Origin of the sequence: Streptomyces sp. V3I8 (assembly GCF_030817535.1) — a bacterium.
GTDB lineage: Bacteria > Actinomycetota > Actinomycetes > Streptomycetales > Streptomycetaceae > Streptomyces.
In genome coordinates, this window is the sequence record NZ_JAUSZL010000002.1 from 3474458 (window position 1) to 3492325 (window position 17868).

Annotated in this window: 11 protein-coding genes and 1 riboswitch; of the genes, 6 read left to right on the forward strand and 5 right to left on the reverse strand. The window is 73.0% G+C overall.

Translation table 11 applies throughout. The features are described from left to right. Positions 1 to 201: 201 nt before the first annotated feature. Genes QFZ75_RS15190 through QFZ75_RS15200 form a run of 3 tightly spaced genes read right to left on the reverse strand, consistent with a single transcriptional unit; the run spans position 202 to position 5029 of the window. Complete coding sequence (locus QFZ75_RS15190) at positions 202 to 1458, reverse strand: VWA domain-containing protein (protein WP_307537335.1); 1257 nt, start codon at positions 1456 to 1458, stop codon at positions 202 to 204. Next, on the reverse strand, positions 1455 to 3839 hold the full coding sequence (locus QFZ75_RS15195) for a DUF5682 family protein (RefSeq protein WP_307544496.1): 2385 nt from the start codon (positions 3837 to 3839) through the stop codon (positions 1455 to 1457). The genes QFZ75_RS15190 and QFZ75_RS15195 overlap by 4 nt, the downstream gene beginning before the upstream one ends. Before the next feature lie 32 nt (positions 3840 to 3871). Continuing rightward, positions 3872 to 5029, reverse strand: a complete 1158-nt coding sequence (locus QFZ75_RS15200) for an AAA family ATPase (RefSeq protein WP_307537337.1) — start codon at positions 5027 to 5029, stop codon at positions 3872 to 3874. Positions 5030 to 5163: 134 nt separating this feature from the next. Here QFZ75_RS15200 and QFZ75_RS15205 point away from each other — a divergent pair, with 134 nt between their 5' ends. The 4 genes from QFZ75_RS15205 (at position 5164) to QFZ75_RS15220 (ending at position 11666) form a co-directional block, all read left to right on the forward strand. Continuing rightward, the gene (locus QFZ75_RS15205; RefSeq protein ID WP_307537339.1) at positions 5164 to 6516 is read left to right on the forward strand and encodes an SWIM zinc finger family protein; all 1353 of its coding nucleotides are present in this window, start codon (positions 5164 to 5166) and stop codon (positions 6514 to 6516) included. Between the two features lie 76 nt (positions 6517 to 6592). After that, positions 6593 to 8245, forward strand: coding sequence for a DUF5691 domain-containing protein (locus QFZ75_RS15210; RefSeq protein WP_373465875.1), 1653 nt, complete (start codon positions 6593 to 6595; stop codon positions 8243 to 8245). 511 nt (positions 8246 to 8756) lie between these two features. Continuing rightward, positions 8757 to 9710 carry an alpha/beta fold hydrolase gene (locus QFZ75_RS15215; RefSeq protein ID WP_307537342.1) on the forward strand — a complete coding sequence of 318 codons (954 nt, stop codon included), beginning with the start codon at positions 8757 to 8759 and terminating at the stop codon, positions 9708 to 9710. Between the two features lie 300 nt (positions 9711 to 10010). After that, a complete protein-coding gene (locus tag QFZ75_RS15220; RefSeq protein WP_307537344.1) occupies positions 10011 to 11666 on the forward strand; it encodes a M23 family metallopeptidase in 1656 nt (551 codons plus the stop codon). A 113-nt stretch (positions 11667 to 11779) separates the two neighbouring features. On the opposite strand, the gene pcrA is transcribed toward QFZ75_RS15220, so the two are convergent. Then, entirely contained in the window at positions 11780 to 14365 is a 2586-nt protein-coding gene (gene pcrA / locus QFZ75_RS15225) for a DNA helicase PcrA (protein WP_307537345.1), read from the reverse strand. Positions 14366 to 14724: 359 nt separating this feature from the next. Then, positions 14725 to 14894, forward strand: a riboswitch (cyclic di-AMP (ydaO/yuaA leader). Between the two features lie 6 nt (positions 14895 to 14900). Between pcrA and QFZ75_RS15230 the strand changes: the two genes are divergently transcribed. After that, positions 14901 to 15875 (forward strand): C40 family peptidase, encoded by a 975-nt coding sequence (locus QFZ75_RS15230; RefSeq protein ID WP_307537346.1) that lies wholly within the window; start codon positions 14901 to 14903, stop codon positions 15873 to 15875. A 58-nt stretch (positions 15876 to 15933) separates the two neighbouring features. On the opposite strand, the gene QFZ75_RS15235 is transcribed toward QFZ75_RS15230, so the two are convergent. Further along, entirely contained in the window at positions 15934 to 16287 is a 354-nt protein-coding gene (locus QFZ75_RS15235; protein ID WP_307537347.1) for a hypothetical protein, read from the reverse strand. Positions 16288 to 16763: 476 nt separating this feature from the next. On the opposite strand from QFZ75_RS15235, the gene QFZ75_RS15240 reads away from it, so the two are divergent. After that, positions 16764 to 17825, forward strand: a complete 1062-nt coding sequence (locus tag QFZ75_RS15240; protein WP_307537349.1) for a C40 family peptidase — start codon at positions 16764 to 16766, stop codon at positions 17823 to 17825. Positions 17826 to 17868 lie beyond the last annotated feature (43 nt).

The window sequence follows — 17868 nt, forward strand, 5'->3', positions numbered from 1 at the left end:
TGACAGGGCCAAGGCGGGGAACCTCCCGTACGGAGGGGCGGGACAGAGCGGGACAGAGCAGGACGGGGCGGAGAGGAGCGAAAGGGGGCGCGGCCATGACGCTGCACGCCCCGAGAGCCCGCCGATCCTCGCACGGGACTCCCGAGGTCGCGCAAGCCCCCTGTTACCGATGGATACGCATGTCCGCTTTTTCCATCGCCGCTACCGCCCGGGGCTCCCCGCGTCCGCGTCCGGTATCGGCAGGGGGCGCTTCTCGATCGCCGCCGCCATGACCTCCGGGAAGAGGTCGGGCGTACAGGCGAACGCCGGTGCGCCCAGCCCCGCGAGGGCCGCCGCATGCTCCCGGTCGTACGCGGGAGTCCCCTCGTCGGACAGCGCCAGCAGCGTCACGAACTGCACCCCCGACGCCTTCATCGCCGCGACCCGCTTCAGCATCTCGTTGCGGATGCCTCCTTCGTAGAGGTCGCTGATGAGCACGACCACGGTGTCGGCGGGGCGTGTGATCTGCGATTGGCAGTACGCGAGCGCCCTGTTGATGTCGGTGCCGCCGCCGAGCTGCGTACCGAAGAGGACGTCGACCGGGTCGTCGAGCTGGTCGGTGAGGTCCACGACGGCCGTGTCGAAGACGACGAGGCGCGTGTCGATCGACCGCATCGAGGCCAGGACCGCGCCGAACACCGACGCGTACACGACCGACGCCGCCATCGAGCCCGACTGGTCGATGCAGAGGACGACCTCCTTCTTCACGGACTGCGAGGCACGTCCGTAACCGATGAGCCGCTCCGGCACGATCGTGCGGTATTCCGGCAGGTAGTGCTTGAGGTTGGCCGCGATGGTGCGGTTCCAGTCGATGTCGTGGTGGCGCGGCCGGCTGATCCGCGCGCTGCGGTCCAGGGCTCCCGTGAGGGTCGCCCGGGTGCGGGTCGCGAGCCGCTTCTCCAGGTCGTCGACCACCTTGCGCACGACGGCCCGCGCCGTCTCCTTGGTCGTCTCGGGCATGGCCTTGTTCAGCGACAGCAGGGTGCCGACGAGGTGGACGTCGGCCTCCACGGCCTCCAGCATCTCCGGTTCGAGCAGCAGGGCGGACAGGCCCAGGCGGTCGATGGCGTCCCGCTGCATGACCTGGACGACGGAGGACGGGAAGTAGGTCCGGATGTCGCCCAGCCACCGGGCGACCGACGGGGCGGACGCGCCGAGCCCGGCCGAACGGTCCTGCCCCGCCCGCGCCCTGCCGCCCTGCCCCCTGCCGTACAGCGAGTCGAGCGCCCCGTCCATCGCGGCGTCCCGCCCGGTGAGCGTGCGGCCGGTGCCGTCCGCGTCCTCCCCGCCGAGCACGAGCCGCCAGCGCCGCAGCCGCTCGTCGGCGGCATCCCCCGCGCCGGCCCCCTCACCGGCACCGCCCTGATCGGCCGTCCCCGTATGCACGGCGGCCCCCGTGTCCACTGCGCCGGTACTCATCGGCTCGCCCCCACGAGGTCGTTGTCGGTCCGGTCCGCGTCGTCCAGCCCCAGCAGCAGGCGCAGCACCGGCAGGACGGCGTCGGCGCGGTCGGTGTCGAGACCGGACGCGAAGCCGGGACCGCCCGCGACGGTGGCCGCGGCGTCCCCGCGTGGTCCGGGTCCGCGCCGGACCAGTTCGCCGAGGGTGCGGCGCACCCCGGGCTCGTACGCGCAGAAGGTGCGGCGCAGCAGCGGCAGTACGTCGGTGAACGCGTCCCGGGGCACGCCGGTCAGCCAGGAGTCGACCAGCGCGAGCAGCCGTTCGTCGTGCACGAGCAGCATGCCGCCGCCGGATCCCCCGCCGACGAACCCCTCGATCCACGCCGCCGCGTCGCCGGGTGTGGTTCCGGGCGACAGGACGAGCCCCATGAGCCGGGCCGCCTCGTCCTGCTCCAGTGCCCCGTCGTCAAGGAGCAGCCGGACGGCCCGCCCCCGGACGACGCCCGGGACGGTGTCCCGTCCGCCGAGCGTGCCCAGCACGGAATGCCACCGGCCGCGTATGCCGGTGCGGGAGCCGTCCTCGCCGCCTTCCGCCAGCAGGCCCACCGCGCCGTGCACGGCGTCGACGTGCCCGCGCATCTCCTCGGCGGCCTCCGCGTCGAGCGCGGCGCACGCCGGGGGCAGCCCGACGAAGATGCGCTCGGCGAGGCCCGCGGCGACCTTGGCCAGGGCGTGCGTCCCCGTGCCCCGTACGTCGCCGTAGCGCAGGGAGCGGACGAGGGCGGGCAGTGCCTGGGCGAGGTGGCCCACGTCGGTGTCCAGGGCGGCGCGGTCGGCGAGGATCCGCATCACCACGGGGAGGGCTTCCGGGAGTTCGGCGAGGAGGCAGCGTTCGGCGAGGCCCGTGACGTCGGCCAGGGAACTCGCGCCGACGGCGTCCGACTCGGCCTTCGCGGTCGCGGCGGCGAGCACGGTCGTGCCCCACACCCCGGCCTCGGCGACCCGCACCGCGAGCTCCGGCTCCCAGCGCAGCCGCCAGGTCTCGCGGAACGTACCGGTGCTGCCGCGGGACACGACCGGTTCCCCCCACGCGATGCCGAGGAGGCGCAGCCGGTGCAGGAGCCGGCTGCGGGCGCCGTCGGTCTCCTTGCGCAGGTCCAGCTCCAGCTCCCGCTCCGAGGCCTCCGGCTTGAGCCGCAGCCGTCGCTGGATCCGGGTGAGGTCGCGCTGCAGGGGCACCGCGGGCGCCGCCTCGGGCACCTCGCCCAGGACGTCGCCGACGACCAGCCGGTCGTGCACGAGGGCGAGCGGGACGTCCGAGCCCTCGCACATCACGGCCCGTACGGCGTCGGTGGTCTCGGTGAGGCCGGGCAGCGGCCGGCCGCGCATCGCCGCGAGCGTGTCGGCGAGCCGCACCGCCTCGATGACGTGCGCGGACGAGACGAGGCGGTCCTCGTCCCGCAGCAGCCCGGCCACCTTGGTCATCCAGCGCTCGACGGGCCGGTCCGCCACGGCGAACAGGTGCCCGTACCAGCCGGGCGAGTCGATGCCCGCCCCGTATCCGCTGAAGCGGGAGAGCCGCCGGTGGGTCCAGGGCACCCAGGTCATGTCGGTCTTCACCCTGGGCAGTCCCTTGAGCAGGGCGCGGTCGGCGGCGACGGTGGTGCGCCGCCGCAGCGCGGGCACGTGCCAGGCGCCGCACACCACGGCCACGTCGTCCGCGAACTCCCGCTGCGCCGCCCGCACCTGCAGGCGCATGTGGGCCTCGCGCACGAGGTCCCGGTCGTGTCCCCCCGCCCCGTAGACCTCCCGCAGCGCCTCCATGGCCTCGCCGAGCGCCTCGAACGGGGCGAACGCGTCCCCTCCGTGGGTCCCCCGGTGTTCGACGACGTCCTCCCACCACCGCTCGGGGTCGTCGTACCCGGCCGTCTCGGCGAGCACGGCGAGCGGGTCGATCCGTACGGCCTCGGCGGGGGCGGGGCCGGGAGCGTCCGGCTCTTCCGCGTCCTCCCGCGCCCCCTCCTTCTCGTCCTGCTTCCCGTTCTCCTCTTCCCCACGGCCCCAGGCGAGGGTGTGCGTGGCGGGGAGGTCGATGAAACGGGCCGGCACCTCGTGCTCCAGGGCCCAGCGGATGGCCACCCACTCCGGTGAGAACTCGGCGAACGGCCAGAACGCCGACCGTCCCGGCTCGTCCACGACGTGCGCGAGGAGCGCGACGGGCGGCCGCATGTCCTCCTCGGCGGCCAGCGCGATCAGCGCGTCGGCCTCCGGCGGGCCTTCGAGGAGCACCACGCGCGGGCGCGCCGCGTCGAGCGCCGCCCGCACGGCCCGCGCCGAGCCCGGCCCGTGGTGGCGCACCCCGAGCAGCAGGGGCCCGGGCGCCCGGCGGGACCCACCCATCGCCACATCCCCGCTCTCCGTGTCGTCCTCGTTCACGCGCTCACCTCCCTGCACGCCCGGTAGAAGTCCTTCCAGCCGTCGCGCTCGCGGACGACCGCCTCCAGGTACTCCTGCCAGATGACCCGGTCGGCCGCCGGGTCGCGGACGACGGCACCGAGGATGCCCGCGGCCATGTCGCCCGCGCGCAGGACGCCGTCCCCGAAGTGCGCGGCCAGGGCGAGGCCGCTGGTGACGACGGAGATCGCCTCCGCGGTGGACAGCGTGCCGCTGGGCGACTTGAGCTTCGTACGCCCGTCGGTGGTGACGCCGTCGCGCAGCTCGCGGAAGACGGTGACGACGCGGCGGATCTCCTCGATGCCCTCGGGCACGGCGGGCAGGTCCAGGGAGCGGCCGATCTGGTCGACCCGGCGCGAGACGATCTCCACCTCGGCGTCGGCGCTCGCGGGCAGCGGCAGGACCACCGTGTTGAAGCGGCGGCGCAGGGCGCTGGAGAGGTCGTTCACCCCGCGGTCTCGGTCGTTGGCCGTCGCGATGAGGTTGAAGCCCCGCACGGCCTGCACCTCCGAGCCCAGCTCCGGTATGGGCAGGGTCTTCTCCGACAGGATCGTGATCAGCGTGTCCTGCACGTCGGCGGGGATACGGGTCAGTTCCTCGACGCGGGCGGTCATGCCCTCGGCCATCGCCCGCATCACCGGGCTGGGCACCAGCGCGTCCCGGCTCGGGCCGTGCGCGAGCAGCTGCGCGTAGTTCCAGCCGTACCGGATCGCCTCCTCCGGTGTGCCGGCCGTGCCCTGCACGAGGAGGGTGGAGTCCCCGCTGACCGCCGCGGCCAGGTGCTCGGACACCCAGGTCTTCGCCGTGCCGGGGACGCCGAGCAGGAGCAGGGCCCGGTCGGTGGCGAGCGTGGTGACGGCCACCTCGACGATGCGGCGCGGGCCCACGTACTTCGGCGTGATCACCGTGCCGTCCGGGAGCGTGCCGCCCAGCAGGTACGTCGCCACGGCCCACGGTGACATCCGCCAGCGGGCGGGCCGCGGCCGGTCGTCCTGGGCGGCCAGCGCGGCGAGCTCGGCGGCGAACGCGTCCTCGGCGTGCGGCCGCAGCTCCTCGCCCCTGTCCGGCACGGACGGGACCGAGGGCGTGAGCACGCCTTCGGACTGGTGGTGGTTCGGGTCGACGGACACGGACATGGAGCGGTCCCCCTTGCGGCTCGGCCGGTTCGGATCTGGTTCCACCGTGCACCACGCCACTGACAATCGGCCCTGACCTGCACAAACGCTCCCGTCGCAGGCGATTGTCAGTGGCGGGACCTACCTTCGGACACATGACTGAGCAGGGGGTGCGCTGGACCGCGGAGCAGGTGCTGGCACTGGCGCCTGACACCGCGTCACGCAAGGCGGGCAGCAAGCTCGGCGCGGCCGGACCGTGGTCCGAGGCGGGCAGTTCCGACGAGGGGACGGTGTGGGGCCTGTGCAGGGGAAGCGGCAGCAAGCCGTACCGGACGGTGATCGACGTCGCGGACTCCACCGGGCCCGCGTACAAGTGCAGTTGCCCGAGCCGCAAGTTCCCGTGCAAGCACGCGCTGGGGCTGCTGCTGCTCTGGGCCGGCGAGGACGGCTCGGTGCCGCGGGGGCAGGCGCCGGACTGGGCGGAGGAGTGGACCGAGGGCCGTCGCAAACGCGCGGACGACAAACGTGCGGCGGACGCGGCCGGTTCCCCGTCCCCGGGTGATCCGGAGGCGGCGCGCCGCAGGGCGGAGCGGCGGGCCGAGTGGATCACGGCGGGGGCGACGGAGCTGGAGCAGCGCCTGGCGGATCTGCTGCGCAGCGGCCTGGCCTCGGCGGAGCAGGCGGGGTACGGGCTGTGGGAGGAGACGGCGGCCCGCATGGTGGACGCGCAGGCGCCCGGTCTCGCCGCGCGGGTGCGGGAGTTGGGGGCGATACCGTCGTCCGGTCCCGGCTGGCCGGTGCGGCTGCTGGAGGAGTGCGCGCTGCTTCATCTCCTCGACCAGGGGTGGCTGCGCCGTGAGGGGCTGCCGGACGGTCTGGCCGCGACGGTCCGTTCCCGGATCGGGCTGCCCGCCTCGGCGGACGGTCCGCCGGTGCGCGACCAGTGGCTGGTCCTGGCCCAGTACGACACCGCGGACAGCCGCCTCACGACCCGCCGGGTCTGGTTGTACGGGGCCGGGTCGGGGCGCACGGTCCTGCTCCTCTCCTACGGGGCTGCCGGGCGTGCGCCGGAGCTGGCGCTGCCGGTCGGACTGGCGCTCGACGCGGAGGTGTCGGCGTATCCGGGTGCGGGGCAGGCGCGGGCGGCACTGGGCGAGCGGTTCGCGCCCGCGGCGCCCACGGAGTTCCGGCCGCCCGGGGTGGACGTGGCGCGGGCGGTGGCCGAGTACGGCGAGGCGCTGCGGGACGACCCGTGGCTGGAGTCCCGGCCGGTGACGCTCGGCCGGGTGGTGCCGGTCCCGGACGGCGAAGGCTGGCAGCTGGCGGACGCCGACGGGGAGCTGGCCCTGCCCCTCACCCCGGCCGCCGGGTCCCGTGCCGGCCTGTGGCGCCTGATCGCGCTCTCGGGCGGCGCGCCGGTGACGGTCTTCGGCGAGTGCGGCCACCTCGGTTTCTCCCCGCTGACGGCCTGGCCGCAGGGCCCGGGCGAGGCGGTGACCCTGTGCTGACGCGCCCGCCCTCCGGCTCCTTCGGCCCCGCCCGAATCTGCTCCGCACGGATCGACCTCCCCCGGAAGGGATGCTCATGACCAGTGCCCCTACCCCTGTCCCTGCTCCTGTCCCCGCCCCCGCTTCCGCACAGGCGCCCGGCGGGAGCCGCTGGGAGGAGCTCGTGACCGCGGCGCTGCTGGGGACCGCGCGCCGCGTGCCCACCGGGGTCCCGGCCGGCCGTGACGCGCCGACGGCGCTGCTGGACGCGGCGGCCGTGGAGACCGTGCGGCGCCGGGCCGGGATGCGGGCGGGCCGGGCGGCGGCCCGGATCGAGCCCGCGGCGCGGGACCCGCGCCCCGCGCTGCCGCCCGCGGCGGCGCGCAGACTGACGATGCTGCTGGCCGACCGGCCGGGAGCCGGCGGCGGCGGCCGCCGGGGCACGGCCCCCGACCTCATGGAGCTGCTGCCGCAGTGGCTCACCACGGCGAACGGGCACGGTTACGCGGCTCCCCCACAGGCACTGCCGGCCCTGCTGGACGCGGCCAGGGGCCGTACGGACCTGCGGCCGGCGGTGCTGGCGTTCGCGGGACCGCGCGCCCTGTGGCTGGCCCGGCTGAACACGGACTGGCGGTTCGCCCTGCGGGCGGCGCCGGGCGGCGGTGCGGCCCTGCCCGGACCCGAGGAGCCGGAGCGGATGCGGGAGTTGTGGGAGGAGGGGCTGTTCGCCGAGCGGGTCGCGCTGCTGTCCGCCGTACGGGCCCGGGACGCGGCGGCCGCGCGGGACCTGCTCAGCACGACGTGGGCGTCGGAGCGGGCCGAGGACCGGCTGATGTTCCTCGACTCGTTGCGGACCGGACTGTGCGGAGAGGACGAGCCGTTCCTTGAGCGGGCGTTGGCGGACCGGAGCCGCAATGTGCGCTCCACGGCGGCGGAGTTGCTGTCCGCGCTGCCCGGATCGGCGCTGGCCGGGCGGATGGCGGAGCGGGCGGGGGCGTGCGTCGCCGTCGACCATACGTACGGCACGCCGACGATAGCGGTGGAGACGCCGCACGAGTGCGATCCCGGCATGGAGCGGGACGGCGTGGTGGCCAAGGCCCCGGCCGGCCGGGGTGAACGGTCCTGGTGGCTGGGCCAGTTGGTGGAGGCGACCCCGCTCGGCACGTGGCCGGGGCGGCTCGGGGGACGTACGCCCGAGGAGATCGTGGCGCTGCCCGTGGCCGACGACTGGCGGGACGAACTGCATGCCGCGTGGTGCCGGGCGGCGGTGCGCCAGCGCGACCCCTCCTGGTCCAGGGCGCTGCTGGGGACACCGGCGGCGCCGGAGGCGGGCGGGCCGGGCGCGGTGTCCCTGGCCGAGCGGGCGAAGCTGCTGAGCACGCTGGAGGCCCCGGAGCGGGCCGGGTGGGTGGCGGGGTTCATCGCCGTGCACGGGCTGTCCGAGGCCTTCCAGCTGCTCGGGGTGTGCGCGGTGCCCTGGACAGGACCGCTGGGCGGGGCCGTGGTGGACGCGCTCAACATCGCGCGTGACGCGGGGAGTTATCCGTGGAGTTTCAGCGGTGTCATGGGGCTGGCCGAGCGCTGTCTGGATCCGGCGGAGGCCGTCCGCCTGGAAGCGCTGACCGCCGTCCCGGACGAAGCGGAGGACGCGGCCCCGGGCGCCGGAGGCTACTGGTCCGAATCCTTCCAGCGTCTCCTGACCACCCTGCGCCTGAGAGCCACGATGCAGTCCGAACTCACCCCGTCCTGACCGCGCACGTCGCCACCCGGGCCTTCGGACCTGGCCGCCGCGCGGACGTGGCAGCCCCGCGGACCTGTCCGCCGCCCCCGATCCGTACGCATCCGTACGCATCCGTACGCATCCGTACGCATCTGTACGCGTCCACACGCATTCGCACACATCCGCACCGGATGAACACACGTTGTCGCCGACATACCGCGACCGGCAGTTTCGCGGCGCGGACCAAGGGGGACATCACAGATGGGACAAATTCGCAGCGCACTCATCCCGCACACCGCGCCCATGGTGCGCAGGCGGGACGAGCGCAAGGGAAACCGTTACGAGGAATCCGCGCCTCCGCGCCGTCAGCCGCGCGACGGGGTGGTGCGGCACGTCGGCGACCGTACGACGACGGGCACCCCGTCACTCCACCGGTGCCACCCACGCCGCACGTGCAGCGTCAGTCTCCTCACCCACCGGCTTCCCACGAGGGCACACGGGGGACAGAGGGTTCCTCCCGTGCGCCGACAGGAGGTCGGCCATGAAGGTCACCAGGGCACTGCTGCCCCTTCTTCCACTCCGTCAGCACCTGCTCCCCACCAGACTGGCCGGACTCTCGCTGACCCTGCTGAAGGCGACGGCCCTGGAGATCGCGATCCTCGCCGGCCATCTCGTCCTCTACCCCTCGGGCATGACCCCGGAGCGCCGTCCGTCCCCGGTCCCACCCCAGTCCCTGGCCCACCTGCCCGACGCGGACCTCACCCCGGCCCCGGGTCCGGGCTCCACGGACGGCATCGCGGACGACGTCGCGAACGGCATGGCGGACACTCCCCGGCTGCCCACTCCGACCAGGCCCCCGGTGGTCCTGCTGCACGGCTTCATCGACAACCGCTCGGTCTTCGTGCTGCTGCGCCGCTCACTGGCCCAGCACGGCCGGCAGCAGATCGAGTCGCTCAACTACTCACCACTGACCTGCGACATACGGACCGCCGCCGAGTTGCTCGGCCGGCACATAGAGGAGATCTGCGAGCGCACCGGCCGCCAAGAGGTCGACATCGTCGGGCACAGTCTCGGCGGGCTGATCGCGCGCTACTACGTGCAGCGCCTGGGCGGTGATGTGCGCGTGCGGACCCTGGTCACCCTGGGCACACCGCACGCGGGCACCCGCGTCGTGCCGCTGGCGAACGCCCACCCGATCGTCCGCCAGATGCGTCCGGGCTCCGGCGTACTGCGGGAGTTGTGCGAGCCGGCCCCGCACTGCCGCACGCGGTTCGTGAGTTTCTGGAGCGACCTCGACCAGTTGATGGTCCCGTTGGAGACGGCGTGCATCGCGCACCCGGATCTGCTCGTGCAGAACGTACGGGTGAGCGGCATCGGACATCTCGCCCTGCCGGTGCATCCGGCGGTCGCGGCCGGCATCCGTCAGGCCCTGGACACCGAGGAGGAGACCGCCCGTGCCGCCGCCCATACCGGCGGCGGCCTCACGGTGGCGTGACCACGCAACTGAGTGACCACGTAACTGTGTGATCGCGTGGCCGCGAAACCGCGTGATTGTGTGGCCGCGAACCCGCGTAACCGGAACCTCGGGGCCTCCGCGGCCAGCTCCAGAAGCGTCGTTTCTTCGAACACTCATCGAACGCCAGGCCAAAGCTGTGCCCATGCACCGCCGAAAGGCGGCCGAATGCCCGTTTCCCGAGAGGAGGAAACCTGCTGAAGATTGTCGCGCCCGCATACCGCCGGGTACAGTCGCCGCACTGCTCTGCCAGCCCCTGTTGTCGAGGCGAAAGAGAAGTTGGTGAACGACCGTCACCCGTCGGGGACCGTTACTCCCCCGGCTCCGGCCCACGAGGCCGCCTCGGCGCACCATGCGTCCCATGGCGGGCAGGGGGCCCCGTACGGCGACTTCACCACGTACGACGCGTACCCCGCCACCGGTTTTGAAACCGCCGCCACCGGTTCTTACGACACGACGGGCGCGTACGACACGACCGGCGCCTACACGACGAACGCCTTCGCCTCCGATCCCCTCTTCGGCGACCTGCCCGGCAACGGAAACGGAACCGACGGCAACTGGGGCGGCGCGACCGGCAGTCACCAGACGCTGAACCACGACCCGTACGCGGCCCAGCACCACGCCGCCGCCTACGAGACCGGCAGCTACGACACGAGCGGTGTCTGGCAGGAGAACGGTTACCAGCAGCTCGGTGGAATCCCCGGGCAGGCCGCGGGCCACGACGGCACCGGGCAGTGGGACGCGAACGCCTGGCTGCAGGCCGAACAGGTCGACCCCACCCAGCAGTGGACCGCGCAGACCTTCGAGACGGGCACGTACGACGCCACCGCCTGGAACTCCGACGGCGGCGACCAGCACCAGACGCAGACCCGCACCGAACTCCACCCGCAGATCCATCCGCAGACTCACCCGCAGTCGCAGCCGCAGCAGCAGGCGGAGCACGAGTCGTACGACCGGCAGGTCCCGTTCGACCAGCAGGCGACCAGCACGTTCGAGCAGGTTCCGTACGAGGAACAGGGCACCGCGCAGGACGGGTTCGGCCACGCCGATCAGGCCGACGACGACCCCGCCGACGCGGACTCCGAGAACCACGCCCACGCCTACGCCGACGACGAGACCCCGCTGTTGGAGGGCGTCGAGGAGGTCGCTCCCGCCCCGGCCACGCGTACCGCGTCCCGCGCGGCGGGCCGTTCGGCCTCCCGCTCGCGCCGCCGCCCCCCGCCCAAGCGTTCCGCACTGCTGACGATCGCCGTGCCCTCGGCGTGCGTGATGGGTGTCGCCGGGATCGCCGCCGCGTCCGTGACCGGCGGCGAGAGCGGGGCCGAGGCCCGTACGACCGCCGCCGCGCCCGACACGAGCACCGTGCATCCGTCCGTCGCGAACAACAAGCTGGACACCCAGCTCGAGAACCTCTCCGCGGACGCGGGCGACTTCGCCGACCGGGCGAGCCGCACGCAGGAGCGTATCGACCTCAAGGCCCAGCAGGCCGCCGAGAAGCAGAAGGCGGCGGCGGACGCGGCCCGCAAGGAGCGGCTGCGCCCGAAGTTCGCGCTGCCGGTCGCGCGGCACGGGCTCAGCGCCTACTACGGCCAGGCCGGCGTCAACTGGATGTCCGTGCACACCGGGATCGACTTCCCGGTCTCGTACGGCACGACGGTGATGGCCGCGACCGACGGGACCGTCCGTACGCAGCTGAACAGCGCCTACGGCAACATGATCATCGTGACGGCCAAGGACGGCACGGAGACCTGGTACTGCCACCTCTCCTCGTACCGGGTCGCCTCGGGGACCGTCGTGAAGGCCGGCGACCCGATCGCGTACTCCGGGAGCTCCGGCAACTCCACCGGCCCGCACCTCCACTTCGAGGTGCGTCCCGGCGGCGGTTCGGCGATCGACCCGCTGCCGTGGCTGCGCAGCCACGCGGTCGACCCCACCTGAACCGACCGACGGACCGGTGGAGCCGCCCGGGCGGCGGCCCCGTCCCGGCTTCCGGCCCCGCACCGCTCTCGTCCTGCTCCCTGCCGCTGCCGGCTGCCGGCAGCGGCAGCCGCCTAGAGCTTCTCCACCGGCGCGTACCGCAGCAGCAGGCGCTTCGGCTTCTCGGCGCCGAAGTCGACCGTCGCCTCCGCGTTCGCGCCCAGGCCCTTCACACCGACGACCGTGCCGAGGCCGAACTGGTCGTGCGTGACCCGGTCCCCGACCGCCAGCGACACCACCGGCTTGTCCGGGGCGCCGCGCCGCGTCGCGAAGCCGGACGCGCCCGAGGCCGCCGAGCGGGAACGGGAGGAGGACAGGGACGCCGCCACCCCGGCCGCCGGACCGGAAGCCACCGATCCCATGGAGCCCCTGCGCTTCCAGTCCAGGTGCGCGTCCGGGATCTCCTCCAGGAAACGGGAGGGCGGGTTGTACGAGGGCTGACCCCACGCGCTGCGCATGGACGCCCGCGTCAGGTAGAGCCGCTCCCGCGCACGCGTGATGCCGACGTACGCGAGCCGCCGCTCCTCCTCCAGCTCCTTGGTCTGGCCGAGGGCGCGCATGTGCGGGAAGACGCCGTCCTCCAGGCCGGTCAGGAAGACGACCGGGAACTCGAGGCCCTTGGCGGTGTGCAGGGTCATCAGGGTGATGACACCCGAGCCGTCCTCGTCCTCGTCGGGGATCTGGTCGGAGTCGGCGACCAGGGCCACCCGCTCCAGGAAGGCGGCGAGCCCGGCCGGCGTCTCGCCGTCACCGCCGTCGCCTTCGCCCGCGCCGTCCTCGCCCTCATCCGTGCTCGCACCAGCGCCGCCGGCCGCCTCCTGCTCGAACTCCAGCGCGACGGAGGCGAGTTCCTGGAGGTTCTCGATGCGGGTCTCGTCCTGCGGGTCGGTGGAGCTCTGCAACTCGGCGAGATAGCCGGTGCGTTCGAGGATCGCCTCGACGACGGTCGCCGGGCCCGCGCCGGACTCGACGATCGTACGGAGGTCCTCCATCAGCGTGTTGAACCGCTTGACGGCATTCGTCGAGCGGGCCGCCATGCCGTACGCCTCGTCGACGCGGCGCAGCGCCTGCGGGAAGCTGATCCTCTCGCGCTGGGCGAGCGCGTCGATCATCGCCTCGGCGCGGTCGCCGATGCCGCGCTTGGGCACGTTCAGGATGCGGCGCAGCGGTACGGAGTCCTCGGGGTTCGCGAGCACGCGCAGGTACGCGAGGACGTCGCGGACCTCCTTGCGCTCGTAGAAGCGGACGCCGCCGACAACCTTGTAGGGCAGGCCGACCCGGATGAAGACCTCTTCGAAGACACGGGACTGCGCGTTCGTACGGTAGAAGACGGCGACGTCGCCGGCCTTCGCGTCACCCGCGTCGGTGAGGCGGTCTATCTCGTCGGCGACGAACTGCGCCTCGTCGTGCTCGGTGTCGGCGACGTAGCCCGTGATGCGCGCGCCGGCGCCCGCGTTGGTCCACAGGTTCTTGGGGCGGCGGGACTCGTTGCGCTCGATGACCGCGTTGGCGGCGGTGAGGATCGTCTGCGTGGAGCGGTAGTTCTGCTCCAGGAGGATCGTCGTCGCGTTCGGGTAGTCCTCCTCGAACTGGAGGATGTTGCGGATCGTCGCGCCGCGGAAGGCGTAGATCGACTGGTCGGCGTCACCGACGACGCACAGCTCGGCGGGCGGGAGGTCGCCCTCCCCCGGCAGCACCTCTCCCGGCGGTACGTCCCCGGGATGCGCGGCGGAACCGGCGGCGGGGTCCGTGGCGCTGCCGACGAGCTCCCGGACGAGGGAGTACTGCGCGTGGTTCGTGTCCTGGTACTCGTCCACGAGGACGTGCCGGAAGCGGCGGCGGTAGTGCTCGGCGACGTCCGGGAAGGCGCGCAGGAGGTTGACCGTCGTCATGATCAGGTCGTCGAAGTCCAGTGCGTTCGCCTCGCGCAGCCGCGACTGGTACATCGCGTACGCCTGGGCGACGGACTTCTCGAAGCCGTCGGCCGCCTGGGCGGCGAAGTCCTCCTCGTCGATCAGCTCGTTCTTCAGGTTCGAGATCTTGGCGCTGAAGGACTTCGGCGGGAAGCGCTTGGGGTCGAGGTCGAGGTCGCGGCAGACCAGGGCCATGAGGCGCTTGCTGTCGGCGGCGTCGTAGATCGAGAAGGACGACGTGAAGCCGAGCCTCTTGCTCTCGCGGCGCAGGATCCGTACGCAGGCGCTGTGGAAGGTCATCACCCACATCGCGTTCGCCCGCGGGCCGACGAGCTGCTCGACGCGCTCCTTCATCTCGCCCGCGGCCTTGTTCGTGAAGGTGATCGCGAGGATCTGGCCGGGGTGCACCTTGCGCTCGCCCAGCAGGTGGGCGATGCGGTGGGTGAGCACCCTGGTCTTGCCGGAACCGGCGCCGGCGACGATGAGCAGGGGCGATCCCTGGTGGACCACCGCCGCGCGCTGGTTCTCGTTCAGCCCGTCCAGGAGCGCGGCCGGGTCCACGAGCGGCCTCGGGGCGCCGTCGCGGTAGTAGCCGTCCCTGGGCGGAGGCGCGTCGAAGCGCCCGCCGAACAGGTCGTCCGCGCCGGGGTCCGGCGCCTCGTCCTCGGGTGGCGGCGGGGGCTCTTCCTCATGGGCCCGGGAGGGCTTGAGGTCCGCCAGGAAGCTGTCGTCAAAGAGGCTGCTCATCGCTCTCCGAGTCTAGGCGCCCCCACCGACACCCCGCTCCCACCCACCAGACCCTCACCGAAAATTACGCTCCGGCCACGCTGTGCGACCAAGGAAATCGGTAAGGGGCGCGCGGAACTGCGCGACCGGCCACCACGCACCCGCGGACAGGTACGCGCGCCGCACACGCACGCCCCACACGCACACCACCCAAGACAACCGATCGCACACCATGCCAAATCGCCGCCGTCGAACGACACTCGGAGCCCAGGTCACGAAAATGTATCGGGCATATCGAACATCAAACTTCACAGGTGCCACACGAATTGGCTAACTTTCGATCAGGTCGCTCGACCCGCACCGGCGAACAACGCCGGGCCGGGCGCCCTCCGCCGAATCCGTGCGCCCTCGTGGCACCGGAACCGGGGACCCACCGATCACGGGGTGAATCGGTCCGACTCCCGCACGGGACCAGGGCCGTAGGGCAAACCTTCCGAAGCACCCGCCCGAACCCGACAGCTAACCCGGTAGGCGGATGACGGAAGGAGACGCCCTCGTGGCGCCACACCGCAGAGCGCGGTCCAGCGGTCCCCTGGGCATGCGGACGCCGGCTCCCGCCACCGCCGCACCGGCCTCGGTGGCCCTGCTCTCCCAGACGGCGGACGCCTCGCCGGCCGCGGAGCCCGCACCGGACGCGGAGAACACCCGGCCGAGCACGGAGGAAGTCCGGAAGAAGATCGACGACCTCTACCAGCGGGCGGTCACGGCCACCGAGAAGTACAACGCGGCCAAGGAGCGGACCACCAGGCAGCGCCGGCGCGTCGACACCCTCCTCGGCGACGTGGCGAAGCGCACGGGCGCCGCCGCCCCCGACAGCGCCGCGCTCCTGGCGGCGGACAACCCGCAGGACTACTTCGACCGGACCCGGCTGATGAACCGGCTCACCGCCCGGCAGAAGCAGGCCGTCGACGACTACGTGACACGGCGGGCCGCCACGACGACGAAGCGGCAGCAGGCGTCCGAGGGCCTGGAGACGCTCACCACCACGGAGAACGCGCTGAAGACGTCCAAGGCGGACGTGCAGCGCAAGCTCGCCGAGGCACGCGGGATCCTCGCGCGGCTGACCGCCGAGGAGGAGGCCCGGCTCGCCGCGATCGAGCGGGAGAGGCAGGCGGTCAAAGCGGCCAAGGCCGCCGAGGCGCTCGCCTTCGCCCGCGCCCAGATCGGCAAGCCGTACGTGTGGGGCGCGAGCGGCCCCGGCTCGTACGACTGCTCCGGGCTCACCCAGGCCGCCTGGAAGGCCGCCGGCGTGACTCTTCCGCGTACGACGTGGGACCAGGTGGGGACCGGCACGGCGGTCTCCGTGGACAGCGCCCGCCCCGGTGACCTCGTCTTCTTCTACGACGACATCAGCCACGTCGGCATCTGCGTCGGCGACGGCATGATGATCCACGCCCCGAAGCCGGGCGCGTACGTCCGCGAGGAGTCGATCCACTCCATGCCGATCCACAGCGTGGTGCGACCGACGTAGGCCACCGGCGCCCGGCACCGGGGGGACGGCCCCTGGTGCCCGGCCCTCATCGTCCTGTTCAGGTCCAGAGCAGGGCGATGAAGATGTTCACCGTGGTCAGTCCGCCCACGAGGGCGAACAGGCGCTTGTCGATCTTCTCCTCGTCGCGCTGCACGTAGACGAGGCCGAGGATCACGATCAGCAGGGCCAGCTTCACGCCGATCTTGATGTTGTCGACGCTCTGGTCGTCGGCCTGGTTGAGGCCGACGAGGACCGCGCCCGTGACCAGCATGGTCAGCGCGCCGTGCAGCATGGCGGGGGTGAAGCGGGCCGTGCCGTCGCCCATGGCCTTCATCTGCGTGAGGAAGCCGCCCAGCAGGGCGGCGATGCCGATGATGTGCAGGGCGACGAAGACATGAATGAGTACGTCCATGAGCCCGGACCCTAACCGGGCGCCGGTACGCCGACTCGCACCGGCCCGGACGGAACCTCGATCCCCGGCCCTGGCCCTGGCCTCCGACCCCGATGCCCGGCTCCGGCTCCGGTTCCGGCTCCGGCTCCGGCTCCGGCTCCGGCTCCGGCTTCCGCCCGTAGCACCGTCCGGTCCTTCGCCGGCCCCCAACGCGCGTATCGGTCACGGCGCTACGCCAAGCCGGTGACGCCGGGCCCGGATCACGGTCGCACCCGGTCGCCCTGTGACCGGATGCCATCACTTCCGTGCATGGCGTTACCAAGGGTGTGCGGCCAGGTTTAGCGTCCTTCCCCAGGTGCCCGGCTCCCCACCACATCCGCCCTGGCCAGGGGCGGCGGTCGGCACCACCGCCAGAAAGGTCCGGCGGCGTCCCGCTCCCCCTGTGCGGGCCGCCGCCGGACGTACGACCGGCCCTACGGAAGGAACGTGGATCGCACGTGGCAGCACACCGCAGGCCCAGGCAGCGCTCGTTCGGCGGCGGCACGGCCCGTACCGCCTTCACCGTCGCCCTCGCGGGCGCGGCGGGCGCGACCGGCTTCAGCGGGACGGGAGTCGCGGCGCCCGAGCTGACACCGGCGCAGGTGAAGGCCAAGGTCGACAAGCTGTACCAGGAGGCGGAGGCCGCCACCGAGAAGTACAACGGGGCCAAGGAGAAGTCCACGAAGGCCGCGGACCGGCTCGGCACCCTGCAGGACGAGGCGGCCCGCAAGACGGAGCGGCTCAACTCCGAGCGTGACGTGCTCGGTTCGCTGGCCAGTGCCCAGTACCGGGACGGAGGCGTCGATCCCTCACTGGCACTGATGCTCTCCTCGGACCCCGATCAGTACCTGGACGGCGCCGCGTTCGCCGAGCGGGCCGGCAGCAGGCAGGCGACGACGGTGTCCCGTGTACGCACCCAGTTGCGCGACATCGAGCGGCTGCGCGGTGCCGCACACGTCGAACTGACCGCGCTGGAAGCACACCGGGCCGACCTGAAGCGGCACAAGAAGACGGTCACCGGGAAGCTCGGCGAGGCGCGCGAACTGCTCGCGCGCCTGCCGGACGGGGACCGGGCGCGCATCGGTGCCGACAACCCGGACATCGCGCGCGCCTCACGCACCGGCCCGGCCCCGCGCGGCCTCGGCACGGGCTCCCCCGCGGCCGCCTCCGACTCCCGTGCGGCGGCGGCCGTCTCCTACGCGTACGGGAAGCTCGGCAGCCCATACGTGTGGGGCGCCACCGGTCCGGACGCCTTCGACTGCTCCGGCCTCATGCAGGCCGCGTACCGCTCCGCGGGCATCGAACTGCCCCGGACGACGTACGCGCAGATCGACGCGGGGCGGCGCATCGCGCGCTCCGAACTCCGCCCCGGCGACCTGGTGTTCTTCTACTCGGGCATCAGCCATGTGGGGCTGTACGTGGGCAACGGCCGGATGGTGCACGCACCGAACCCGTCGGCACCGGTACGGGTGGCCCCGATCGACGAGATGCCGTTCGCGGGGGCGACACGGGTGGTGTGAGGCAGGTGGTGTGAGGCAGGTGACGTGAGGAGGCAGGGTCACA